We start from the raw sequence: 24048 nt of genomic DNA, 5'->3' as shown, positions 1-24048 counted from the left end.
ATAACTAGCTCTTATCCAAATACTCGAAGTCTTCCGGCCTGAAGCTCGCGGTTGCGGCGCGGGCGAAGGCGAGATTGTTGGCGATGATACCGGCGGCGTCGTTGTAGGCCCGCTTCACAACCGCGTAATCATCCACCAGGTTCACCAACTTGAGGGTGCGGGCGATGCCGGACTGTTCGGTGCCCAGCACGTCACCTTCCCGGCGGGTGAGCAGATCCAGCTCGGCGAGCGCGAAGCCGTCGGAAGTCTCTGCAACAGACGCGACGCGCTCGTAGGAGGGGCTCCCCTGCTCGGCCGTGGTGTGGAAGAAACAGATGGATTGGTTGCCGCCGCGGCCGACGCGCCCGCGCAGCTGGTGGAGCTGGGACACGCCGAAGTGCTCGGATTCGCGGACCATCATCACGGTCGCGTTCGGCACGTCGACGCCGACCTCGATCACGGTGGTGGAGACCAGCACGTCGATCGCGCCCGCGGAGAACGCGCTCATCACCGCGTCCTTCTCCTCGCCCTTCATGCGCCCGTGCAGCACCGCGATCTCGAGCTCCTTCAGCTCGCCGGTGGCGAGCAGCGCAGCAGTTTCGGTTACGCCGCCTGCGCCGTCGATGCGCGGGCACACGATGTACACCTGGTGCCCGGCGGCGACCTCCTCGCGGATTTTCTCCCAGGCACGGTCCACCCACTTCGCGCGGAACTCTGGCACCACAAACGACTGGATCGGCTTGCGCCCGCCGGGAAGTTCCGACAGCGTCGAGACGGCGAGGTCGCCGAAGACCGTGATCGCGATGGTCCGCGGAATCGGTGTCGCCGTCATCACCAGCAAGTGCGGGGTGGTCTCCCCCGCCTTCGCGCGCAGCTGATCGCGCTGCTCCACGCCGAAGCGGTGCTGCTCATCGACCACGATCATGCCGAGCTTGAAAAACTCCACGCCCTCCTGGATCAGGGCATGCGTGCCGACGACGATATCCGCCTCCCCCGTCATGATTTTCAAGAGCGCATCCTGCTTCGCGGCCGCGGGCAGCGAGCCGGTGAGCGCGACGACGCGGGCGGGCACGCCGGCGCGCAAGAGCGTCTCGGTGAGTGAGCGGGCATGCTGCATCACCAACACCTCGGTGGGCGCGAGCAGCGCGCACTGCGCGCCGTTGTCGATGGCTTGCAGCATGGCGATGAGCGCCACGATGGTTTTTCCGGAGCCGACCTCGCCCTGGAGCAGGCGGCTCATCGGCAGCGTCTCCGCCATGTCTCGGGAGATTTCGGTGAGCACCTCCTGCTGGCCCGCTGTCAGCGGGAACGGCAGCGCGCGCAGCAGCGTGTCCTGGTCGCCGCCCTCTTTCCTGGGCAACGCCGGGGCGGTGTGGTGGGCGAGGTCCGCGCGGCGCACGCCCATCGCCAGCGCGACGGAGAGGGCTTCGTCGTATTTCAACCGCTCCACCGCCGGGCCCGGCCCTTTCGGCCCCGGGAAGTGGATCTGGTGGATCGCGGAGTTGAGCGGCAAGTGTCCAATCGGGGTAAAGCCGAGCGGTTCCTCGATCGGGTCGAGGTCCTTGAGCACGGCGTAGACCGCACCCATGATCGTCCAGGTGCTTACCAGCTTGGTGGCCGGGTAGATGGGCATCCATTCCTTGCCGGCGAGGATCTCCTCGAGGTCGCCGAAGTAGGAGAGCTGGCGGAGCGAGCCGGTTGCCTCTGTGGGACCGTCGAGAAGCACGAAGTCCGGGTGCTGGAGCTGCGGTTCGCCGTTGAACCAGTCGAGCTTGCCGGTGAACATCGCGCGGCGGCCTTCGGTGAGCACGCGCTGCGCGTAATGGGAGCCGAAAAAGGTGGCGGCGAAGTCCCGGTGGCCGTCGCTGAGCCGGACCTTGAAGATCGGCCGCTTCGGCTGCTTCCGGTTCGGGATCAGGTGGGTGCCAGTGACGGTACCGATGATGTTGAGCGTGTCGCCCTTTCCCAGGCCCTCGAGATCGGCGCCGGTGCCGTAGTGCAGATAGCGGCGCGGATAGTGCTTGAGCAGATCTCCGACGGTGTGGATGTCTAAGTGCTTCGCCAGAGCGCGCGCCTGCTTCAGCGGGATGACCAGGTTGAGCGGCCGCGCGTCGTCGAATCCCAGCACTTACTCCACCCCGATCTCCGCAATCGCGCCGAGGCCGTCGGCGGGGTACGCCATAACTTCGACTCCAAGACGCTCGGCCAGCTGGCCGAGCACCTCGTTCGCTTCCTCCGCGCCCGGCTCCTGTGGGTCGTAAAGGATGGTGACTTGCTCCCCGCCGTGCTCCAGGAAGCGGGCGCAAGTGCCCTCGACGGCGCGCAGCGCATCCTCGTCGATGCAGACGGTTTCACCGTGCGACGTCACTACAACGTCGCCCTTCGCCACGGCGCCGCCCTGGATCAGTCCGGCCCGCGGCGCGCGGTGGGCGACGGCGGTGCGCATCTCCCCGGCGGCCTCGGACATGGTGAACGCGGCGGTGGCCAGCGGCTGCGCCGGATCGTGCACCGTCAGCGCCGCGATCCCGGAGACAAGGCGCACGGTGGGCAGCAGGGTCACCGTCTGCTCGAACGCGCCGGCGGCCTTTTCGACGGCGGCGAGATTGCGTCCGTCGAGAAGCCCGTTGGGCAAGAGCAACACCTCACTGGCGCCGGAGCGGCGGATGGCAGCGAGAATGTCGGCGACCGCGTCGGGGCCGGGCGCGACGGTGAGCGCGCCGAACTCTTCGTAGAGCGCGGTGAGTGAGCCGGGCGGGGTGACGGCGATGATGAGGCGTTCTGGGGCGTGGGTCGTCGGCTCCGGAGGCAGGACCTCGAGGCGCAGGTCGCTCACCGCGCCCGCCCCGTAGGCCTGCTCGATCACCTGGCCGGCGCTGGTGGAGTGGATGTGCACTTTGCCGGTACCCTCACCGATCCGGGCGATGACCAGGCTGTCGCCGAGCGGGGCGAGGGCGCGCTCCAGGGCGTCGAGGTCGCCGTCGAACATGAACATGACCTCGATGTTGCCGCCAATGCCGTGGTGGTCAGCTGCAGCTGCCCCGGCTGGGCCGGCCGCCGCTTTGTGCTGCCCAGTCAGCGCGGGCTGCGGGCCGCCGCCAGCCTCATCGGTCAAGGCCTCGAGCAGGACAACCAACCCGGTGCCGCCTGCGTCCACGACGCCGGCTTCGCGGAGCACCTCCAGCTGTGACGGTGTGTTGGCCAGCGCGATGCGCGCGGCCTCGGTGGCGGCTGCGGCGACATTCTCAATCGTCGGCTGCGTCGGATCCTGCGCTTCCGCAACAGCCTGCGTCGCGGCGACGGATGCGGCGCGCAGCACCGTGATCACGGTGCCCTCGACGGGGTCGGCGATAGCGCGGTCCACGAAGGTGACGGCGGCGGCCAGTGCATCGGCAATCACCACGCCCCCCGGAGTATCCGCGTGCATGGACTGGGCGAGCCCGCGGATGACCTGCGACAACACCACACCCGAGTTGCCGCGCGCGCCCTTCACCGCGCCGACGGCAAGTGCCGAGGCAACCTGTTCAATCGGGGCGTCAAATGCGAGATCGTCGGCCTCCGCGACCGCCGACGCCATGGTATGCGCCATGTTGGAACCGGTGTCCGCGTCCGGTACGGGAAAGACGTTCAGCTCGTTGATCTCCACCCGCCGTCGGTTCAGCTCGTCGGCGGCGCGCCGCGCCCATGCGAGCAGGCGCGGACCGTCGAACGCGGGAGCTGGTGCCATGTCGGAAGAGTTTACAACGACCAGTCGGCAGGCTCCGCGCCCTGGCTGACGAGAGCCTCATTCGCACGGGAGAACGGACGCGAACCGAAGAATCCGCGGCTCGCCGACAGCGGCGAAGGGTGCGGCGAAGCAATGACCGGCGTGTCCCCCAGAAACGCCTTGGCCTGCTGCGCATCGCGCCCCCACAGAATGGCGACCAAGGGTGCGTCGCGTTCCGCCAGCGCCCGGATCGCCGCCTCGGTTACAGCTTCCCAGCCCTTCCCGCGGTGCGAGCCGGGGGCACCCGGACGCACCGTGAGCACCCGGTTGAGCAGCATGATGCCCTGGGTCGCCCAGGAGGAGAGGTCGCCGTCGTTGCGGGGCGGGATGCCCAAGTCGTCGAGAAGCTCCTTGTAAATGTTCACCAGCGAGCGCGGGGCGGGCACCCCCGGTTGCGTGGAGAACGCAAGCCCCATCGGGTGCCCCGGCGTGGGGTACGGGTCCTGGCCCAGGATGAGGACGCGCACGTCGTCGAACGGCTGGTGGAACGCGCGCAGGATGTCGTGCCCGCGCGGCAGGTACTCGTCTTGGGTGCGCAGGAAATCACCCATCGCACGGATCTGCGTTTCGACGCTCGCGAGCGGGCCCTGCCAGCTTTCATGCACCGGAAGGTTCATCCAAAGCTCTCCCATCCGCCGGTGTATTTCGGTTCGTCGCCGTCGATGCGCACGCCCGGCTGGCGCGTTACGGTGCCGATCGAGCGAAAACCCACGGGCGCGGAACGGTCGCAGGTGCCGATGAGGGTGTGATCCTCGCCGCCGCACAGCACCCATTCCCACGGGTCGACGTCAAGGAAGTGGCCGGCCTCCACGAGGAGACGGTCGGGTGAAAGCGCCACGGAGGACAGGTCGATGCCCACCTCGGAGCGGCGGGCCATGGTGCCGAAGTCTTTGATGAGCCCGTCGGAGTTGTCGGTCATGGCGGTAGCACCCGCGGAGCGCGCGACCACACCGCGGCCTGGGGTGATCTCCGGGCACTGGTGGGCGTGGACGAGCGGCTCGAAGCGCTCCGGTATCTCCTTGCCCGACTGCAGCAGCGCAAGCCCGGCCGCCGAATACCCCAGCTTGCCGTGCGCCACCACGCGCTGCCCCGGCCGCGCACGATCCAGACGCAGCGCGTCCAGGTTGCCGCCGAGTGAGCCGATCGCTGTCACCGAGATGACGAGTTCCTTGCCGGATGTGACATCGCCGCCGACGAGTTCGGAGGACCACGCATCCGTCATCTCGCCCACCCCGCGCGCCAGCTCCTCGATGACAGCCACCGGCATGCTCGGGGGCGCGGAGATTGCGAGCAGCGCTGCGATGGGTCGCGCACCCATCGCCTCAATGTCGGCGTAGTTCTGCACCACTGCCTTCTTGCCCACATGGAACGGCGTGGAGTACTCCGGGCTGAAGTGGCGCCCGCCGACCAGCATGTCGGTTGAGGCCACCACGCGGGAGTTCGGCGCGGCTGGTGTGAATACCGCCGCGTCATCGCCGTTGATGGCGGACGGGGCTGCGCTGACAATCGCTTCGATCACGCCCTGCTCGCCCACCTCCTCGAGGGTGGGGCCGAAGTCTGGGAACCCGGTGCGAATCACGTTGGTGACTTGGCCTTTCAGTAGACTGAGCCGCCATGAGCTCGATGGAAACTAGCGCCAAGATTAGCCGGACCCCGATCTACATCATCCTCGGGCTGGCCCTTGCGCTGGTGTTCGGCGTGCTCTTCGGGGCGCGCTACGTGTTCCAGGAGGCCGCCAACCAGCCGGTGGCGATGCCGGAACTGCCGTCGCCCGCTGCTGATTCACCAGAGTGCGCCGAGTTCATCGCCGCGCTGCCGAACCGGGTGCTCGGCTATCCGCGCGCGGAGCTCGCCGAGCCCGCCCCCGCCGGCGCCGCCGCCTGGCAGCGTTCCTCCACCGAGCGAGTGACCGTGCGCTGCGGCGTGGAATGGCCGCTGCAGTTCCACGCATACGCCCAGCCTGAAACGATCGGCGGGCAGCGGTGGCTGCGCGTCGACGATGTCGCCGGCAGCACGACGGCCACCTGGTTCACCACCGACCGCTCCCCCGTCGTCGCCGTCACCGCGGACACGGCCCAGCTCAGCTCCGGTACGACCCCCGTCGACGACATCGACACCGCTGCCCTCCCCGTCGCCGACGTGGCCCTCGCCCCCGCCCCGCTCTCCCAGCTCGCCGCTGGCGACGCCACTGGGTGCGACTCGTTCGCGGTGCCGGATGCCATCGCCGAGGGCTATTCGCGTCTCGACGTCAGCGAAGAGCACACGTTTGCGTGGACTTCACCCGGCAAAGAACCGATCGTGCTGCGTTGCGGTGTCGCCGAACCGGAGGCCTACGCGCCCGGCGCGCAGCTGACCCAGATCAACGACATCCCGTGGTTCGAGGACCCGCTCGCCAGCGGCGGCCCAGCGGGCCGGACCATGTACGCCTTGGGCCGCGAGGCGATGCTGGCCGCCTACCTGCCACTCGATAGCGGCAACGAGGCGATCACCAACCTCACCGAGCTGATCAGCGCGAGCGTCCCGGCGAAGTAGGCGGGCGCTAGCGCGCGGTGCGGGCCAGCGCGGTGCGGACGAGTACGTCGAGGAGCTCGGGGTATGCGAGGCCGCTGGCCTGCCAGACCTGCGGGTACATGGAGATCGGGGTGAACCCGGGCATGGTGTTGACCTCGTTGAGCACGGGGCCGCGGTCGGTGACGAAGAAATCCACGCGCGCGAGCGACTTGCAGTTCAGCGCGCGGAATGCGGTGACGGCCATGCGCTGGAGCAGCCCGGTCGCCGCCGCGTCGTAGGGCGCGGGGATGGTCGCGGTGACGTGGTCTTCGAGGTACTTCGTCTCGAAACCGTAGAAGCCCTCGGCGGAATCGTCGGTGCCGTTGAGTTTCGCGGCGACGGAGGCAGCGATGCGCCCGTCCGGGTACTCGAGTACGCCAACCTCGACTTCGTCGCCGACGAGAGCGCCTTCGACAAGCACTTTGGTGTCGTTGGCGAAGGCCAGCTCGATGGCGGCGGGCAGCTCGGCCCAGTCGTCGACCTTGGAGACACCGATGGAGGAGCCGCCGTTGCAGGGCTTGACAAACACGGGCAGGCCGAGGCGGTCGCGCTCCTCGGCGGTGAGGTCGGTGCGCTCGCCGGAGCGCAGCAGGATGCCGTCCGCAACCGGGATACCTTCGGCGGCGACGACTTTTTTGGTGAACTCCTTATCCATCCCGCACGCGGAGGCGAGCACACCAGGGCCGACGTAGGGGATGCCGGAAAGTTCGAAGAGGCCCTGGATGGTGCCATCCTCGCCGTACTTGCCGTGCAGGACCGGGAAGATGACGTCCACCGTCGCGGTGACCTCACCGGTGGCGGCGTCCGTGAACTGTCCGCGGGTGGCAGGTGACGTCGATACGCGTAACGCCCTGCCCGAAGAGACCTCGGGGAGTGCCTCGCCGGCGACGGGATCGAAGGTGCCCTCGACCCAGGTGCCGTCGCGGGTGATGCCGACCGGGTAGACCTCGTACTCCTCCGCGGGGAGGTGCGCCATGATGGCGCCGGCAGAAATGCAGGAGATGGAGTGCTCGGTGGACTGGCCACCGTAGATAACGGCAATACGAATCACACGTCGAGCGTACCCGCCGCGGTTGCGCTTCCCTATCCCGGCGACACGTCCGGTTACTCGGATTTCTTCGAGCGGCCCATGAGTGCGGCGATGGCTTCGGCAACGCTCATGCCGCGGTGGCAGACGGCGTACACAGCCTGGGTGATGGGCAGTTCCACGCCCTGGACTTCGCCGAGCTGGTGGATGCTGCGCGAGGAGATGACGCCTTCGGCGACCTGGCCGCGGGTAGCGGCGCGGGCCTCCTCGATGGTGGCGCCGGCGCCGAGGGCTTTGCCGAAGGTGCGGTTGCGCGACAGCGGCGAGGAGCACGTAGCCACCAGGTCGCCGAGGCCGGCGAGGCCCGAGAACGTGCGCGCATCAGCGCCGAGAGAGAGCCCGAGGCGGGTGATCTCGGCGAGGCCGCGGGTGATCAGCGTGGCGATGGTGTTCTCGCCGAGGCCCTGCCCGGAGGCCATGCCGCAGGCGAGCGCGATGACGTTCTTGGTGGCGCCGCCGATCTCGCAGCCAATGACGTCCGTGTTCGTGTACGGGCGGATGTAGTGGTTGGCGCACGCCGCCTGGACCAGCTTTGCGCGGTTTAAGTCCGGGCAGGCGATCACGGTGGCTGCGGGCTGCTCCTCAGCGATCTCGCGGGACAGGTTCGGCCCCGACAACACGGCGATGCGCTCCGCCTCTGCACCGGTGACCTCGGCGATGATCTCGCTCATGCGCATGTGCGTGCCGGTCTCGATGCCCTTGGAGATGGAAAGCAGCGTGGCGTCGGGTTTCAGGTGCGGGGTCCACGCGGTGAGGTTCTCGCGCATCGTCTGGCTGGGCACGGCGAACACGGCAATATCGGCCGCGGCGAGCGCCTGCTGCGCATCCGACGTCGGCGTGATGGCGTCCGGCAGGGTGATGCCTTTCAGGTAATCCGGGTTTTCGCGCGTCGTGGCAATTGCCTCGGTGAGTTCGGGGCGGCGCGCCCACAGCTGTACGGCGTTGCCGCCGTCTGCGAACACCTTCGCCAGGGTGGTGCCCCAGGAGCCGGCACCCATCACTGCCACGTTGACCATGTTCACTAACGCTAACATCCGCGCGCAGCCGTCACGTCCTGAACCGGCGTGACACAATGGAACCTATGGCGCCTTCACCTTCGAACCCTCCCCAGTTGCACGAGCAGGACAAGGACAAGTCGGGAGAGATGTTCCTCACCGGCCGCTTCCAGGAAGTGCCGGTGAAGCCGCAGAAGGAATTTTCTCGCACCACCCTCGCCGCCGGCGCTGTGCTGTGGCGCGGCGATCTCAGCGACCTCGACACGGTCACGGTGGCCTGCATCCACCGCCCGCACTACGACGACTGGTCCCTGGCCAAAGGCAAGGTCGATCCGGGTGAGTCGCTCGTGGCCACAGCGGTCCGCGAGATCAAGGAAGAGACCGGCTACGACATCCGCCTGGGCAAGCTCATCGGCAAGACCGTCTATCCGGTGAAGAAAACCACCAAGGTGGTCTATTACTGGACGGGCGAGGTCACCGGCGGCGAGTTCACCCCGAACGACGAGGTGGACGAGATCCGCTGGCTGCCCATCGACGAAGCGATTGAGCTCATGAGCTACGACCTCGACCGCGAGGTGCTGGCGAAAGCGCAGAAACGCTTCCGCACCCCCGCCGACGCCCGCATTCTCTACGTGCGCCACGCCCGCGCGCACGACCGGGAGAAGTGGTCCGGCGACGACAACCTGCGCCCGCTGGACAAGAAGGGCCGCCGACAGTCCGAGATGCTGGTGCCGATGCTTTCGCCGTTCGCGCCGACGCGCATCTACTCCGCAGAGCCGGACCGCTGCCAGGCCACCGTCGCCCCGCTCGCCGACGAATTGGGCATTGACGTGCAGGTGGACGCCCGCTTCGGCGACAACGCCTGGCTGGAGAATATGGTGGAGGCCCAGCGCGCCTTCATGGACGTGGTTGACCAGGGCGGGGTGAGCGTGATCTGCGCCCAGGGCGATGTCATTCCGGCGATGGTCGCGTGGCTGTCGTCGCAAGGCACCCTGCCCCTCGACGGCGAGATCAACGCGAAGAAGGGCTCCACCTGGGTCTTGAGCTTCGCTGACGGCCAGCTCACGGGCGCCGACCACATCCCGACTGCACTGCCGGTGCAATAAAAGAGAAAGGACCGCCGATGACTGAATCACCGACGACACTGACCCCCATCACCCAAGAACGCATCGAGGCCCAGCTCGACGGCTTCGGGTTGAAGCACTTCCGCGGCGAGGACGGCACGACCACCACCGCCTTCCCGGGGCTGGTCTGCTTCTTCCAGATCACCGACGCGGGCTTCAAGATCTCCACCCGCTGGCTCGCCACGGCCCGCACCCAGGACGAGGTACAGGCGCTGCGCATCGCGGCCAACGACATCAACCGCTCCGTGCCGCTGGTGCGCACCCACCCGATCACGCGCGAGGACGGCACCGCCGTGGCGCTCATTGAGGCACCGTTCTTCACCACCCTCGGCGCCAGCGACGAGCAGCTGAAGAAGATGCTGGAGTTCTACTTCTCCGCAATCCACCACGTCGCAGCCCAGCTCACCGAGCGCGTCCCGAACATCGTCGACCCCCAGCCGGAGGCCTAAGCCATGACCGCAGAGAACATCACCCCCTTGAGCTTCGAGCGCATCACCGCACTGTTTGACGAGATGGGCTGGCGTTACGACGTCCAGGACACCGGCACCGTGCTGCGCACCGGCTTCTCCGGCATCGGCATGGAGCTCAAGCAGCTCGGCTCCAGCATTGCCATCGTCACCACCGTCGCCGTCGACACCGTCACCGCGGCGCGTTTCGACGAAGTGTTGAGCTGGGTGGAGCAGTACAACAACGACAACGCCTTTCCCACCGCCACTGCGCTGCTCGACCCAGAGCGCGACTTCACCGCGTTCGGCGCGGCCTACACGCTGCCGGGCGACTGGGGCTACACGGACGACCAGTTCATCGCCCACATCACTTCCGGCATTGAGGGCGTCGTCAACGCCGGCCGCGACTTCCTCACCGCGTTTGCGCCCGAGATCATCGAGCGCATCGACGAGAACCTCTAGGGCTCGACGACCGGCTAGCTGATCGACGGCTTGAACGCCGGGCGCTGGGACTCGAAGCGCTCGATCGAAGCTTCGTCGCGAAGCGTCAGCCCGATGTCGTCGAGGCCCTCGAGCAGGCGCCACGCGGTGTAGTCGTCGATTTCGAAAGTGTAGGTGTTCTCGCCCACCGTGACCGTGCGGTCGCGGAGCGAAACGGTTGCCTCAAGACCCGGCTGCTGCTCGAGCTGCTTCCAGATGAGTTCGATGTCGGCCTCGCTCATGATGCCCGCGAGCAGACCGGCCTTGCCGGAGTTGCCGCGGAAGATGTCCGCGAAGCGCGGGCTGAACACGGCGCGGAAGCCGTAGTCCATGAGCGCCCACACGGCATGCTCGCGGGAGGAACCGGTACCGAAGTCCGGACCCGCGAACAGCACGGAGCCGTCCTTGAAGTCCTCCTGGTTGAGCACGAAGTCCGGCTCGTTCTCGCGCCAGTTGGAGAACAGGCCGTCCTCGAAGCCGGTGCGGGTGACGCGCTTGAGGTAGCGCGCGGGGATGATCTGGTCGGTGTCCACGTTGGAGCGGGTCAGCGGCACGCCGACGCCGGTGTGGGTGGTGAACTTTTCCATGTCGGTTCTCCTTTTCTCAGCTGCGCGGCTAGAGGTCGGCGGGGCTTGCGAGGTGGCCGGTCACGGCGGTTGCGGCCGCGACGAGCGGGGATACCAGGTGGGTCCGCCCGCCCGGCCCCTGGCGGCCCTCGAAGTTGCGGTTGGATGTGGACGCGGAGCGCTCCCCCGGCGCCAGCTGGTCCGGGTTCATGCCGAGGCACATGGAGCAGCCGGCGGTGCGCCACTCGGCGCCGAAATCGGTGAAGATCTTGTCCAGCCCCTCCTCCTCGGCTTGCTGCTTCACGACGGTCGAGGACGGCACCACCAGCATGCGAGTCCCCTCAGCAATGCGCTTGCCCTCGACGACGGACGCTGCGGCGCGCAAGTCCTCGATGCGGGCGTTGGTGCAGGAGCCGAGGAAGACGGTGTCGATCTTGATGTCGCGCAGCGGGGTGCCCGGGGTGAGATCCATGTAGGCCAGCGCCTTCTCGGCGGCCTGCTTGGAGGCCTCGTCGGTGAAGTCCTCCGGGCTCGGCACGTTCGCGGACAGCGGCAGGCCCTGGCCCGGGTTGGTGCCCCAGGTGACGAACGGGGTGAGCGCGGAGCCGTCGATCTCGACGACGGTGTCGAACTCCGCGCCCTCGTCCGTCGGCAAGGTCTTCCAGTACTCCACTGCGGCGTCCCAGTCGGCGCCCTTCGGGGCATACTCGCGGCCCTCGACGTAGTCGAAGGTCTTCTGGTCCGGCGCCACCATGCCGGCGCGGGCGCCGGCCTCGATGGACATGTTGCAGATAGTCATGCGGGCTTCCATCGACAGCTTCTCAATGGCCTCGCCGCGGTACTCGATGATGTGGCCCTGGCCGCCGCCGGTGCCGATCTTCGCGATGATCGCCAGAATCAGGTCCTTCGCGCTCACACCCTCGGCCAGCTCGCCGGTGACCTCGATGGCCATCGTCTTGAACGGCTTGAGCGACAGCGTCTGGGTGGCCATGACGTGCTCGACCTCGGATGTGCCGATGCCGAAGGCGATGGAGCCGAACGCGCCGTGGGTGGAGGTGTGGGAGTCGCCGCACACAATGGTCATGCCGGGCTGGCTGATGCCCAGCTGCGGGCCGACGGTGTGCACGATGCCCTGCTGGATATCGCCCATCGGGTGCAGGCGCACGCCGAACTCCTCGCAGTTCTTTCGCAGCGTGGCGACCTGGGTGCGCGACGTCGGCTCGGCGATCTCGATGAGGTCGCCGGTGGTGATGCCCTCCGTCGGCACGTTGTGGTCCTCGGTCGCCAGGTGCAGCTCGGGGTGGCGCATCGCGCGTCCCGCCATGCGCAGGCCGTCAAAAGCCTGCGGCGAGGTCACCTCGTGCAGCAGCTGAAAATCGATGTAGATGAGGTCCGGCTCGCCGTTCTCACCTTGAGTGACAACGTGGTCGCGCCACACCTTTTCCGCCAGGGTCAACGGCTTGCCAGCCATCGCGTTCCTCCTCTGTTATCCCGCCCGGCAGCTCGTCGTAAAGCGGGGAGCTCCTGCGAAAGCTTTCCAAAATGCGGGATGGTACGATCCATGACGTGAGACAGTATAGCGAAGACTCGGGCATTAAAGTCCTTGACCGCTCCGTAGCGATCGTCCGCTCCGTGAGCCGCGGCGATAAGTCGCTCGCAGCGCTGAGCCAGGATACCGGCCTGCCGCGCGCCACCACCCACCGCATTGCCACCGCGCTGGAAGTGCACCACGTGCTCGCGCGGACCGAATCCGGCGCGTGGACCATCGGCCCCGCGCTCGCCCACTTCGGCTCCGGCACCTCTCCGCAGCTGCTCACCGCGGCCACCCCAGTCATGCGCGGCCTTGTCGCCACTGTCGGCGAATCCGTCCAGCTCTACGAGCTCACCGGCGACACCCGCACTTGCATCGCCTCCGAAGAACCTGAATCCGGCCTGACGTACACCGTCCCCGTCGGTTCCCAGCTCTCGCTCGCCGCGGGTTCCGCCGCGCGCGTCTTCGCCGCTTTTTCGCTTCTCGACGATTCCCCCTTCCCCGCCAACGAACTCAACACTGTCAAAGAGACCGGCCTCGCCGAGTCCGTCGCGGAGCGCGAGGTGGGCCTGGCCTCCGTATCCGCGCCGGTGTGCGAGGGCGACCGCCTCGTCGCGGTGCTCTCCGTCTCCGGCCCGGCCGAGCGACTCGGCCCCAGCCCCGCCGCGAAGTGGGGCGCGGAGCTGGCAGCCGCGGCGCGCGCGATTTCCGACGCGCTCTAGCCGGCATCCGCCTTAAGCGTCGATGTCGTCGAGCCGCGGCTGCCCGCCCGGCTCCCACACGACGTTCTTCGCCAGCGGAATCTGGTGCGATGCGCTCTCCAGGATGTGCATGAAGTAGCCCGCCGCGTTCGGGATCGCGACGATGTCGCCGGGCACCACGCCGCGCGGGAAGCGGATCTTGCGGCGCAGGATCAGCTCGTCCTCGATGCAGTACGCGCCGACCAGGAACGCCTCGAGTTCACCGGGCCGCTCCGCGCCGCTCGCTTCCACGAGGTACGGGTCGGTCAGGTAATCGTCGGACGTCGTGCGGCACTGGGTGCGGTTCATGGCGAGGCCGACAAGCGGCAGGCCGTCGGAACGCGTCTTCACGAAGGCGACTTCGGCGAGGATCACTCCGCAACCGTCGAGAAGCGAGCGCCCCGGTTCCAGGTGGAGCCGTAAGCCCCGCTCGCGCAGCCCCGCACCGATGCCGCCGGCGAGGACCTCGCCGAGCCACGGGCCGCGGGTGGGCTCCTGCCAGTAGGGGTAAGTGTTGGTCAGCGGGTCCGATTTCCAGGTGAACGGCGTGGCGTAGCCGTTGCGCTGCTGTTCGATGGCGTGCTGGTACGCGCGCCACTCGCCCTCGTCGGCGAGGTAGCGCATGGGCACGCCGCCGCCGATGTCGATGAACTCCGGCGCGTGGCCGGCGGCGGTGAGCAGGTCCGTGAGTTGCATGCATTCGGTGAGGGCGCTTGAGCGATCCGCAGCCGCGTAACCGTGCAGGTGCGCGTGCACACCGACCGCGCGGACGTGCTCGCCGGGGCGCGCGAGGTGCTGTGCCCAGGCATCGAGACGCTCGCCGAAACGGGTCGGCGGCATCGTCGCCGGGTCCGGGGCAAGGCGCGGCGCGACAAGGGCGACGCGTGCCGACGCCTGCGCCAAACCCGCAATCCGGTCGTACTCGCCGCGGTTGTCGGCGGAAATCACGACGCCGTTGTCGATCGCGAGCTTGAGCAGCGCATCTGGCTTGATCGCCGCGGAGAGGATGATGCGCTCCCCCGGCACGCCGCGGGCCAATACCTGGCGCAGCTCGTTCTCGCTGGCCACGTCGACGCCGTTGCCGGTGTCGCGGGCGGTGTCGGCGAAGACGAGCGCCTTGTTGGCCTTGCGGGCGTAGAAAACCTTCGTCTCCACGCCAGCCGCCTCGCCAGCGTCAACGAGCTCGGCGATGTTCGCGGCCATCGGGGCGGGGTTGAGGACGTTGACGGGGCTGCCGTACTCCTCGATGAGCGCGCGACAGGCATCTGGGTTGGCCAGCAGCTCGTCGGACCACGCGACGTGCTTCGGGGCCAGCGGCGGCATGCCGTGGACGCGCTCCGGGTAAGAGAGCGCCGCGCGGCTGACGCGGTCGGCCCAGCGCTCCACTACGTCGTGCTCGGAGCGGCGCAGGGTGTCGTGGCCGAGGATGAGGCCCTCGTTCATGCGGCCTGCAGCCGCGATGTGCGCCTGCCCCGCCAGGGTGCCGTCGCGCTCGATGTGTAGGGCGCGCGTGTCGGCGTACGTCTCACCGATGCCGCTTTCCACAAGCCGGCCCACAAGCGTGCCCTCCACGACGCCGGGCGGGGCGAGGACGGAATCAATCACCACGGTGGCGCCGACCTCGGCCGCGAGGTCCGCGAGGGCCTCGTCGCCGCGGGCGATGAGCTCGATGCGGATCCGGCCGGCATCGATAAGCGCCAGCACCTCGCGTGCGGACTCCGACGGCGGGCCGAACGCGACGCGCTCCATCGTGCGAGTGAACGCGTCGAAGTCGCCGCCGCCGAGGGTTTCCCGCCCGCCGAAGGAGGCGCGGTCCACGAGCGCGTCGTAGGTATCCCGGAACGCGATGCCAACCGCGAGCGCTGGAGTCAGCGGGGCTTCACCCTCCGCCGCGGCGAGAGACGCGCGCAGCTCCGCGACCGGGTCGCCGGTGAAATCGGCGCCGTCGAGCACAGCGCGGACATCCGCGGCGCTCCCCTCGCCACCCGCGGCCTCGAGCACGCGCATTGCGCACTCGGCGAGGATCGCCTTGAGCTCGGCCAGCTCCTCGCAGGTGAGGATTGCAGCCGACGCCTCCTCGATCGCCGGCGCCGCCTGCGCGGCCGCCGCGTCATCCAGGTACCCCTTGACCTCCATGAAACGACCCGAGCGGGTCACCGGGTAGAAGACCCGCGCTTTCGCGCGGCGCACCACGTCGATGAAGGTCAGCGCCGCGCCGCGCACGAGCGCGATGTCGTCATCGCGGACGGAGTCAAGCTGTGAGGCTGGATACGCGGGGGCGATCACCGGCACATCGGCTATCTCAGTGCCAGCCAGAGAGCCGGGCCAGGTGTCGGCGTGGCCGGTGGTGATCAGCACTTCGTCGAAACGCTCCCCGTGCACCTCGACTCCGTCGCCCTTCGGCGCGATGTCGGTGACCGCGAGTTCGCGGTGCGTGAGGCTGCACGCGGGCGGCAGATGCGCATCCAGCTCCCGCCACGACTCGGCGAGCAAGTCGCCCACGGTGCCGCGCGAGGGGAAGTCGCTTGCAAGTTCGTGGTCCGGATCCAGCGCCCGCAACTGCGTTTCGACGATCGATTTCGGCGCATTCAGCAGCCACTGCCCGGGAAGACCTGGCTGGAACGCACCGAGCGCGGACGCTTCGGCGAGCGGCCGATCGTTGAACACGGTGAGCTCGATGGCCGCGCCGCGTTGGCGGGCGCGCTCCATGAGCGATTCGGCGGCCCACAGCCCGCGGGGTCCCGCTCCGACAATGGCGACCTTCATGTTTAGAGCTCCATCCCGAGGGTCTCGGCGACCCATTCGTCGTTGTACACCGTGTCGAGGTAGGCGCGGCCGTCATCGTGGAAGATCGCGGCGATCTCGCGGCTGCCGTCCTCCGTGAGCAGCGCCTCGATAGCGTGCGCGACCGCACCGCCGGATGCTCCCGGCACGAACCCGGTCCGCGTGGCCAGGCGGCGTGCGGCGCGCACGGCGTCTGCCGCCTCGACGCGAATGACGCGATCCGGCTCCACCTCCTTCGACAGCGCCGGCACAACACCCGCGCCGTAGCCGGGGAGGATGCGCTCCCCTCGGGTGCCGTCGAAAAGCACGGAGCCCTGGGCATCAACCGCAACTACCTGGGTGTCGTACCCGTTTCGGCAGATGTGGCGGAGGCAGCCGCCGATTGTGCCGGTGGTGCTCACTGCGACGACGAGGATCTCCGGCGCGTGGCCGAGCTGCTCGACGATCTCGGTCATGGTGCCGAAGTCGTGCGCGTCGAATGCGGCGCGGTTGGAGTATTGGTCGAGGTTGACGGCGCCGAGCTCCTCCTTAAGCGCGGCAACCCTCTTGCGGCGCGCGGCGAGCCAGTCTCCAGTCTCCGGGTCGGGCTCGGTCACGGGGTGCAGGGTCGCGCCGAGAGATTCGATCATGCGCAGCGTGGCGACGTTCGTACGCGCGTCCACGACGCAGTGGAACTCCCAACCGCCCATGACGGCCTCGCGTGCGAGCGCGACGCCGAGGTTGCCGCTGCTCGACTCCACCGCTACCGCCCCCGGGTAGAGCAGGCCACGCTCGGTGGCATCAGCGACCAGAGCGCGGGCAGTGCGATCCTTCGCGCTGCCGCCCGGGTTGAAGGATTCGAGCTTGCCCCACACTGTGGATCCAGCGGAGCTGAATCCGTTCGAAAGGTCGATGAGCGGGGTGCGCTCGATCGCGCCGAGCACACCACCCGGTTCATAGTCATGTGCCGCCGATACTGGGCCTTGTACACGCATGCGTCCGAGCTTATGCGAATCCGCGGCAACCCGTCTCGGCGCTACCTTCCAGCCCGCGGATACACGAGCGGGTTTTCAATGGTCACAGCCACCCGCTGCCCCACCTCGGGATGGAACCCAGTGCCGGTGCGCGCGCGGAACTCGACGCCCTCGATGTGCACCGTGATGGAGTAGCCGGTCACCTCGAACAAGACCGAGGTGACGGTACCCAGCTGGGCCACGCGTGCACCCGCACCAGCAGACTCGCCCGCTCGAGCGACCGTCACCGCCTCTGGCAGCACCGCGACGGTCACCGGCCCTGCAGAGCCCTCGCCTACTACCGTCACTTCACCCGTGCGCCACGCAAAGGAGGGCGCTGCGGTGTGAACCTGGTCGCCGGCGAGGTCGCCGTCGAGAAGCGCGGCATCAGCGATGAAGGACGCCACCCACGGTGTCGCCGGCCGCGAGACGATTGTGGCGGGGGTGTCGAACTGCTCGAGGCGGCCGTCGTGAAGCACTGCGATGCGATCCGCGATCGCGATCGCCTCCTTGCGGTCGTGCGTGACATGCACCGTGGTCAGCGAGGATTGGCGGGTGAGCGCCACCAGCTCGCGGCGCAGCGAGTCGCGCAGGGGCTCGTCGAGGGCGGAAAGCGCCTCATCGAGCAGGAGCACTTTAGGCTTAGCGACGATCGCCCGCGCCAGCGCCACACGCTGCCGCTGCCCGCCGGACAGCGTCGACGGCTTGCGTTTGCCGTATCCCGCAAGCCCGACGGTTTCAAGCGTCTCCTCGACGCGCTCGCGCTGCTCCGCCCTACTCAGCCCGGCGCGCTGCAGCGGGTAGGCGACGTTTGCTGCGACATCCATGTGCGGCCACACGGCGTGCTGCTGGAACACCATGCCCATCTGGCGGCGCTCGGGAGGGACGGCGGAGACGTCGGCACCATCCAGGGACACGGTGCCTGACGACGCCGGGATGAACCCGGCAAGCGTGCGCAGGAGGGTGGTTTTGCCGGAGCCGGACGGTCCGACCAGTGCGACGAATTCGCCGCTTGCGATGTCGAGGGTGATCGAGTCGAGGCCGACGGTGCCGTCGGGAAAGACGACGCTGAGGTTGTCGAAGGAGATGTCGCTCATCGTTTAGGTCCTGTTGGGGTTGCGCACGGTGAGGGCCAGTACCGCGATACCGATGACCGCGAATATCAGCGCGAGGGCGGAGGCTTGGTTGTAGTTGCCGGATTGCTGCAGGTTGAACAGTTGCACGCCGATGGTGGTGGTGCCCGGCGCGACGAGCAGGATGGACACGGTGAGCTCTCGTACGGCGGTGACGGCGACGAGAACGGCGCCTGAGAAGACGGCGGGCAGGGCCATTCGGCCGCTGGTGTCCATAAGCGCGCGCAGTCTGCCCGCGCCGGAGATGCGGGCGGCTTCTTCTACGGCGGTGGGGATCTTCATCATTGGGGCGCGGACGGCTTGGAGCACCATGGAGGTGAATGCGCAGACGTAGGCGAGCAGGATCACCCAGCGGGTGTTGTAGATGCCGGTGTAGCGTCCGACGATGACCCAGCCCACGCCGATGATCAGGCCTGGGAGGGCGGCGGGCAGCAGCGTGAGCAGGGAAAGCGCTGTGTTGGAGCGTGCTGCCGTGCGGGTCACCAGGATGCCGATGGCCCAGCCGAGGGCGGCGCAGAGCACCGCGGCCCCGGCGGCGAGGATCACCGAGTTGGTGAAGCCGTCGCGCACGCGCGGGTTGCTCAGCGTTGCCGCGAAATTGTCTAGGGAGATGGTGTCCAGCGTGAACGGAATGCCCGGGGCGGGAAGCAGCGCGCGGTAGGTCAAGCCGAGCAGCGGGCCGAGGGTGAGTGCGAGCGCCAGCACCCAGGCGATCACGGTGACCGGCCACTTCGCGCGGCCGAGTGAGAGCCTCATGGTCTCCCCGCCGCTCACCGCGGAAGAGCCACGAAGTGACACCACGTAGTCAGCGACCACCGCGCCGATGCCGAGCAGCATGAGCACAGTACCGACGGTGGAGACCACCTGGAGCGGGTTCGATACCGTTCCCGACTCCATGAATCGGTAGACCATGGTCGCCAGCGTTTCGAAGCGCACCGGCGAACCGAGGATGGAGGGGATGCCGAAGTCCGCGAGGTTGGACACCGCGGTCAGCGTGAAAGCGCTGAGAAACGCAGAGCCAAGCAGCGGGATGGTGACGGTGCGCAGCACAGTACCGCTTCCCGCGCCGCTGATCCGGGCTGCGAGCTCAAGGTCGGAGGGGATGGCGCGCAGCGCGGCGGCGACGATGACGTAGACCACCGGGTAGGAGTGCAGCGTCATTAGGAAGATGATGCCGTCGGCGCCGTAGAGATCCCAGATCGGCCGACCGAAGACGGCGTTAAGTCCCTGGTTGCGGCCGAAGAGTTGGAGCCACGAGATGGCTCCAACGAACGGCGGCACCAGCAGTGGTGAGAGGAGGAATAAGCGCAGGCCGGTGGCGCCGCCAACGTCGGTACGCTCCAGCAGGATTGCGATTGCCCCGCCGATCACCACAGCACCGATAGAGGATGCCAACGTGGTGTAGAGCGAATTCCACGTCGCGCGGTAGAGTCCTTGCTCCACCAGCACCGGGAACTGGTTCCCGCCAAGCGCCAAGGCAACGACCATGGCCAGCGGTGCAAGAAAAATCGCCGCGGCAATCAGCCACACCCCGATGCGGGCGAGGCCGAGCCCCGGCGAAGCAAGCTTGTTCACAGGACTAGTTCATTGCGCCCTGGAAGAACTCGACCGCGCGCTTGCGGTCGCTGGTCAGGGTGTCCATGTCCACCTGCATCAGCTTGATGTCGTTCAGCTTCGGCGCATCACCCGGGGTGCCGACACCGTCGATGACCGGCAGGTAGTTCTGCTTTACTGCCAGCTCCTGGCCCTTCTTGGACAGGATGAAGTTGATGAAGCGTTCTGCCGCGGCCTGGTTCGCGGAGTCCTTGAACACGCCGATCGGCTCAGTGATGTACGGGGAACCCTCGGTAGCGTAGACCTCCTTGATCGGGGAGCCCTTAGCTGCCAGGTCGCGCACGAGGTAGTCCACGACGATGCCCACCGGGTGGCCGCCGCCTGCGATCTCCTGGGAGGTCGGGCCGTTGGATGCGGCCACCATCGGGTGGTTCTCGCCGAGTGCGGTGATCCACTCCTCGCCCAGCTGGGAGTCGTTGATCCACACGGTGGCGTTGTAGGCGGCTGCGCCGGAGACAGCCGGGTCCGGCAGCACGATCTTGTCCATGAAGCGGGCGTCGGTCAGGTCGGTCCAGGACTGCGGGGCGTCAGCCTCGTCGATCACCTGGGTGTTGTAGGCGATCACGGTCGGGATGATGCGGGTGCCCACGTAGAAGCCGTCTTCATCCACGGCCTCCTCCATGACGTCCTTGGAGTCAACATCCTTAAGCTTCACCAGCAGGTCATCGGCCTTGTACTTCTCAAACGTCGGCGCGTCGGCGCACCAGATCAGGTCCGCCTCGACCTTGCCGGAGGTGCGCTCAGCCTCGATGCGAGCGTTCAGGTCACCGGTTCCCGCGCGGTACACCTCGACCTCAACGTCCGGGTTCTCCTCGTTGAACGCGGCGATGATCTCATCGACCTTGTTCTCCGGCTCAGAGGTGTAGAGGGTGAGCTTGGCGTTCTCGCCGGTCGCAGCGGCGGAGGTGACTGCGGAGCTGGAGTCCGCCGCCGGAGCGCTGCTCTCACCGGTGGTCTTCGGAGCCTGGGACGGCTCGGAGCAGCCAGCAAGCGCGAGCACTGCGCTGCCGCATACTGCCGCCACGGTCATGGTCTTACGGATGAACTGCATTGGAAGGCTCCTTGGTCGCGGTGGATAAACCGCGGCTAGCCTAACAATGAAGCCCTGTGTCCGCTCGGCGAGGAATTAGAAGAACGTCGCGCCCTCCCGCGCGAGCCACGCCCCGCGACCGGTGTCCGCATCCCAGCACGTCACACCGGTCTCCGCCACGGCACAGACCAACGGGCCGTTGTACACAACCTCGCCGTACTGCACTACTTCCGGCGCGATGACGGTGCCTGTGCCGTACTGCCCCTCCATGTACAACGGCACATCGTCCTTGGCAAACGAATTCCCTTCGCGCACGTCGACGAACCACTTCGGCCAGCCATTCTCGTCATACCCCAGCACCGGGTGCTGGTGATAGGAATCCACGCCGCAGTTCAGCATCGGGTCCGCACCACCCGGGGACAGTTCGCAGCCTATGTTACCGCTGGGCGTAACGAACATCCCCACCTCCCGGCCCAGGTAGCCGATGTATTGGACCATCGCCACAGGGCGTGCGTCCGCCGGCACCGGGCCGCCCGCCCCGGGGTACGCGAGCGGCGCTCCTGGTACCCCGCTTGGCGACGTTCGCATCCCCACCTCCTGGCTCGGAGCCTGCGCCTCACTCGTGGGTGCCTCGCTCTGAGAGGCCACCGTCTCGGTCACCGTGGATACCGACACAGGCACAGATGCTGATGCAGAGGCGGGCTGTGCCGGCTCCGCCGGGCGCGGCTCCGGGATCATCGAGCAGCCAGCGAACAGTGCGGCGCTGGCGATCGTGAGCGACGCGGCAAGAATGCAGTGGGGATTCACGACCCTCGATGCTAAGTGGGTGGTGAAGGAAGCGTCGGCAAGCAAAAGGCCCCCGGCGGTGAGCCGAGGGCTTGTGCGTTGTACCCCGTACGGGATTTGAACCCGTGTTACCGGCGTGAGAGGCCGACGTCCTAGGCCGCTAGACGAACGGGGCAAGTGCTCTTGCGATCAACTCGCATCGTAGCGACTTGCCAACGATACAAAACTCGCCCGCGATTACCAAACTCGCAGGTGAGAGGTTAAAAGAATGTTGCGCCCTCGCGCGCCAACCACGCGCCGCGGCCCGTGTTCGCATCCCAGCACGTCACACCCGTCGCCTCCACCGCGCAGACGAGCGGCCCGTAGTGCACGACCTCGCCGTACTGCACCACTTCCGGCGCGATGATGGAGCTCGAGCTGGACTTACCCTCCAGGTAGAGCGGCACATCGCCCTTAGCAAACGCGTTGCCCTCGCGGACGTCCACGAACCACTTCGGCCACCCCTGCGCGTCATTGCCCAGCATGCGGCTCTGGTGGTAGGAATCCACCCCGCAGTTGAGCATCGGGTCCACCCCACCCGGCGACAGCTCGCAACCGATGTTGCCGCTGGGCGTTATCAGCAGCGCAACGTCGCGGCCCAGGTAGTCGATGTACTGCACCGCCGCCACCGGCCGCGCGTTCGCCGGCACGGGCCCGCCCGCGCCCGGGTACGCCAGCGGCGCGCCAGGGACACCGCGCTGCGGTGCCGCGTTCGCTGTGGACCTCTCAGGGGCGTGGGGCTGGGTCTCGGTCTCGGTGACGGTCGCAGCCTCCGCCGACGACTCCGCGGCTGCCGAAGTGCTTGCAGGCGCGCTCGTCATGGCACTCACCGGTGCCGCTGCGGGTGTGGGGCGCGCCGGCTCAGGCGTTGTTGGCTGCGTGCAGGCCGCTGCGGACACGGCGAGGAGGCAGGCGGCCGCCGAAGCGAGGGCGGCGCGGAAGGTGCGCTGTGCGGTCATGCCCCACATGCTAGCGACTTGACCTCGGCTCGGAGGACCCCTTCCGCTCTAGCGGCTGCGGCGCCTCGGAGGTCGCGGGGGCGGTGGTGATCGGCGCGGATCGCTCAAAGGGCTGCACGTCGAGCGCGGGGCCAATCACACGCCAGCTTTCGCGCATAGATTTCTCGAACAAGCCCCAGCTGTGCGTGCCCTCCACCAGCTCGTACCACTCCACGTCCAGCCCGGCCCGCTGTGCCTGTTCCACGAAGTACACAGAGCAGGCGTAGGAGGCCGCCTCGATTGCTACTGGCGGGCCAATGCGTTCCGACGAATGCTTCGTGGCGTCGATCGGCCCTGGCACGCCCTGCGCTGAGGACACGAAGAGCTTGGTGCCTGTGAGCTTGTCCAGGTGGAGCACCGGCGAGTGGGCCACCCAGGCCTCGTCGCCGGGCAAGCCCCACATCTTCAGCGGGTCCGCCCCGTTCAGTTTCAGCGCCGACGACGTGTAGATCCCGCCCACCAGGCCCGTCGTGGACGGGCAGCCGGAATAGGAGCCGGCGGCGACGAAGCGCTCCGGCACCTGGGACGCAATCCAGATCGCCGGGCCTCCCGACATGGAGATGCCTGCGATGGCATCGCGGCCGGTGCCGTAGAACATTGCATCCATGACCGGGGGCAGCTCCTTGGTGAAGTACGTGAGCCACTTATTGCGCCCGGTGGTGGGGTCATCCTGGTACCAGTCGGCCTGCATTGAGGACACCGAGCCGATCGGCGTGACAACGTTCACCAGCTTGTCCTGGAAGAACTCCTGGTATTGCGACGAGTTGCGCCACGACCAGCCGTTCGCGGCACCATCCGCACCCATGAGCAGGTAGAAGGTGGGTCGCGGGGTGGTGTTCTCCGGCCCGCCCGGCAGGATCACCTCGTTGCGCACCTCGCGCTCCATGGACGGCGACCACACCGTCACCTCGTACACGTCGTTCTCAACGTGCTTCATGCCGCGGAACTGAGCGGGCGGCGCGTCCGGGTCCGGGAACGTGCGCGAAGCGTCGGTCAGGCCGGAGCTCGCCGCAGCGCCGGAACTGCCCACCCCCTCATACATGGATGAGCCGAACACTCCCCCGCCCAGAATCGCCAGCACCAGCGCCGGGATTGCCAGCAGCGGGGTGCTAGACATCAGACTCGATGCCGCACCGGGCACACTCAGCGCGTCGAGCACGCTCGAGCCGGACCTACTCGGCTTGCCGGTGAACACCGATGACAGCGGATTAAACGACGACAGCGATGACAGCGCGTTGCGCAGCGAGGACATGGGGCTGGACATGGAGCCAAGGTACCGGAAAGGGAACGGCGGATTCTAGGGGTCGTTGCAACATTTCCTAGCTTTCAGCTAAACCTAACAGCTCCGCCATCCGCTCCGCAGGAGTAGCAAAACCCAACGTCTTACGCGGCCGACAATTCAACCGATGAG

The 24048-nt window shown here is 67.7% G+C and carries 21 protein-coding genes and 1 tRNA gene; 5 read left to right on the top strand and 17 right to left on the bottom strand.

The window, feature by feature from the left end; all coding sequences use genetic code 11:
- Nucleotides 1-4: 4 nt before the first annotated feature.
- The 4 genes from M5J20_RS10455 to M5J20_RS10440 are packed head-to-tail and all read right to left on the bottom strand — an operon-like array spanning nucleotide 5 to nucleotide 5321.
- On the bottom strand, nucleotides 5-2107 hold the full coding sequence (locus tag M5J20_RS10455; protein ID WP_253579346.1) for an ATP-dependent DNA helicase RecG: 2103 nt from the start codon (nucleotides 2105-2107) through the stop codon (nucleotides 5-7).
- Complete coding sequence (locus tag M5J20_RS10450) at nucleotides 2108-3703, bottom strand: DAK2 domain-containing protein (protein WP_253579344.1); 1596 nt, start codon at nucleotides 3701-3703, stop codon at nucleotides 2108-2110.
- An 11-nt stretch (nucleotides 3704-3714) separates the two neighbouring features.
- Complete coding sequence (locus M5J20_RS10445) at nucleotides 3715-4359, bottom strand: uracil-DNA glycosylase (RefSeq protein ID WP_253579342.1); 645 nt, start codon at nucleotides 4357-4359, stop codon at nucleotides 3715-3717.
- Nucleotides 4356-5321 (bottom strand): thiamine-phosphate kinase, encoded by a 966-nt coding sequence (locus M5J20_RS10440; protein ID WP_253579340.1) that lies wholly within the window; start codon nucleotides 5319-5321, stop codon nucleotides 4356-4358. The genes M5J20_RS10445 and M5J20_RS10440 overlap by 4 nt, the downstream gene beginning before the upstream one ends.
- Nucleotides 5322-5356: 35 nt before the next feature.
- Here M5J20_RS10440 and M5J20_RS10435 point away from each other — a divergent pair, with 35 nt between their 5' ends.
- Nucleotides 5357-6274, top strand: coding sequence for a DUF3515 domain-containing protein (locus M5J20_RS10435; RefSeq protein ID WP_253579338.1), 918 nt, complete (start codon nucleotides 5357-5359; stop codon nucleotides 6272-6274).
- Nucleotides 6275-6281: 7 nt separating this feature from the next.
- On the opposite strand, the gene M5J20_RS10430 is transcribed toward M5J20_RS10435, so the two are convergent.
- Both M5J20_RS10430 and M5J20_RS10425 read right to left on the bottom strand, forming a co-directional pair.
- Nucleotides 6282-7343, bottom strand: a complete 1062-nt coding sequence (locus M5J20_RS10430) for a D-alanine--D-alanine ligase family protein (RefSeq protein WP_253579335.1) — start codon at nucleotides 7341-7343, stop codon at nucleotides 6282-6284.
- 53 nt (nucleotides 7344-7396) lie between these two features.
- Nucleotides 7397-8395: an NAD(P)H-dependent glycerol-3-phosphate dehydrogenase gene (locus M5J20_RS10425; RefSeq protein ID WP_253579334.1), complete on the bottom strand. Its 999-nt coding sequence runs from the start codon at nucleotides 8393-8395 to the stop codon at nucleotides 7397-7399.
- 65 nt (nucleotides 8396-8460) lie between these two features.
- On the opposite strand from M5J20_RS10425, the gene M5J20_RS10420 reads away from it, so the two are divergent.
- From M5J20_RS10420 to M5J20_RS10410, 3 genes are read left to right on the top strand one after another with little or no spacing between them, the layout of a single operon-like run.
- On the top strand, nucleotides 8461-9480 hold the full coding sequence (locus M5J20_RS10420; protein WP_253579332.1) for an NUDIX hydrolase: 1020 nt from the start codon (nucleotides 8461-8463) through the stop codon (nucleotides 9478-9480).
- A gap of 17 nt (nucleotides 9481-9497) precedes the next feature.
- Entirely contained in the window at nucleotides 9498-9947 is a 450-nt protein-coding gene (locus M5J20_RS10415; RefSeq protein WP_253579330.1) for a YbjN domain-containing protein, read from the top strand.
- A 3-nt stretch (nucleotides 9948-9950) separates the two neighbouring features.
- Complete coding sequence (locus M5J20_RS10410) at nucleotides 9951-10406, top strand: YbjN domain-containing protein (protein ID WP_253579328.1); 456 nt, start codon at nucleotides 9951-9953, stop codon at nucleotides 10404-10406.
- A gap of 14 nt (nucleotides 10407-10420) precedes the next feature.
- On the opposite strand, the gene leuD is transcribed toward M5J20_RS10410, so the two are convergent.
- Nucleotides 10421-11011, bottom strand: a complete 591-nt coding sequence (leuD, locus tag M5J20_RS10405) for a 3-isopropylmalate dehydratase small subunit (protein ID WP_253579326.1) — start codon at nucleotides 11009-11011, stop codon at nucleotides 10421-10423.
- 28 nt (nucleotides 11012-11039) lie between these two features.
- Nucleotides 11040-12461, bottom strand: a complete 1422-nt coding sequence (gene leuC / locus M5J20_RS10400) for a 3-isopropylmalate dehydratase large subunit (RefSeq protein ID WP_253579324.1) — start codon at nucleotides 12459-12461, stop codon at nucleotides 11040-11042.
- A gap of 95 nt (nucleotides 12462-12556) precedes the next feature.
- On the opposite strand from leuC, the gene M5J20_RS10395 reads away from it, so the two are divergent.
- The gene (locus tag M5J20_RS10395; protein ID WP_253579322.1) at nucleotides 12557-13243 is read left to right on the top strand and encodes an IclR family transcriptional regulator; all 687 of its coding nucleotides are present in this window, start codon (nucleotides 12557-12559) and stop codon (nucleotides 13241-13243) included.
- A gap of 12 nt (nucleotides 13244-13255) precedes the next feature.
- Here M5J20_RS10395 and M5J20_RS10390 read toward each other — a convergent pair whose 3' ends face one another.
- The 9 genes from M5J20_RS10390 to M5J20_RS10350 all read right to left on the bottom strand — a co-directional run bounded on the left by M5J20_RS10390 (nucleotide 13256) and on the right by M5J20_RS10350 (nucleotide 23901).
- A complete protein-coding gene (locus M5J20_RS10390; protein WP_253579320.1) occupies nucleotides 13256-16027 on the bottom strand; it encodes an FAD/NAD(P)-binding protein in 2772 nt (923 codons plus the stop codon).
- Nucleotides 16028-16029: 2 nt separating this feature from the next.
- Complete coding sequence (locus tag M5J20_RS10385) at nucleotides 16030-17019, bottom strand: pyridoxal-phosphate dependent enzyme (RefSeq protein WP_253579318.1); 990 nt, start codon at nucleotides 17017-17019, stop codon at nucleotides 16030-16032.
- A gap of 41 nt (nucleotides 17020-17060) precedes the next feature.
- Nucleotides 17061-18134 carry an ABC transporter ATP-binding protein gene (locus M5J20_RS10380; RefSeq protein ID WP_253579316.1) on the bottom strand — a complete coding sequence of 358 codons (1074 nt, stop codon included), beginning with the start codon at nucleotides 18132-18134 and terminating at the stop codon, nucleotides 17061-17063.
- A gap of 3 nt (nucleotides 18135-18137) precedes the next feature.
- Nucleotides 18138-19658, bottom strand: a complete 1521-nt coding sequence (locus tag M5J20_RS10375; protein ID WP_253579382.1) for an ABC transporter permease — start codon at nucleotides 19656-19658, stop codon at nucleotides 18138-18140.
- 91 nt (nucleotides 19659-19749) lie between these two features.
- Complete coding sequence (locus tag M5J20_RS10370) at nucleotides 19750-20835, bottom strand: ABC transporter substrate-binding protein (protein ID WP_437177647.1); 1086 nt, start codon at nucleotides 20833-20835, stop codon at nucleotides 19750-19752.
- A gap of 75 nt (nucleotides 20836-20910) precedes the next feature.
- The gene (locus M5J20_RS10365) at nucleotides 20911-21621 is read right to left on the bottom strand and encodes a RodZ family helix-turn-helix domain-containing protein (protein ID WP_253579313.1); all 711 of its coding nucleotides are present in this window, start codon (nucleotides 21619-21621) and stop codon (nucleotides 20911-20913) included.
- An 81-nt stretch (nucleotides 21622-21702) separates the two neighbouring features.
- A tRNA-Glu gene (locus M5J20_RS10360) sits at nucleotides 21703-21775 on the bottom strand.
- 85 nt (nucleotides 21776-21860) lie between these two features.
- Nucleotides 21861-22598, bottom strand: coding sequence for a hypothetical protein (locus M5J20_RS10355; protein WP_253579311.1), 738 nt, complete (start codon nucleotides 22596-22598; stop codon nucleotides 21861-21863).
- A gap of 10 nt (nucleotides 22599-22608) precedes the next feature.
- Nucleotides 22609-23901, bottom strand: coding sequence for an alpha/beta hydrolase (locus M5J20_RS10350; RefSeq protein ID WP_253579309.1), 1293 nt, complete (start codon nucleotides 23899-23901; stop codon nucleotides 22609-22611).
- Between the last annotated feature and the right edge of the window lie 147 nt (nucleotides 23902-24048).

Source organism: Corynebacterium stercoris (genome assembly GCF_024160105.1).
Taxonomy (GTDB): domain Bacteria; phylum Actinomycetota; class Actinomycetes; order Mycobacteriales; family Mycobacteriaceae; genus Corynebacterium; species Corynebacterium stercoris.
The sequence above is the reverse complement of the archived record's forward strand: the minus strand, read 5'-3'. Positions and strand labels throughout refer to the sequence as shown.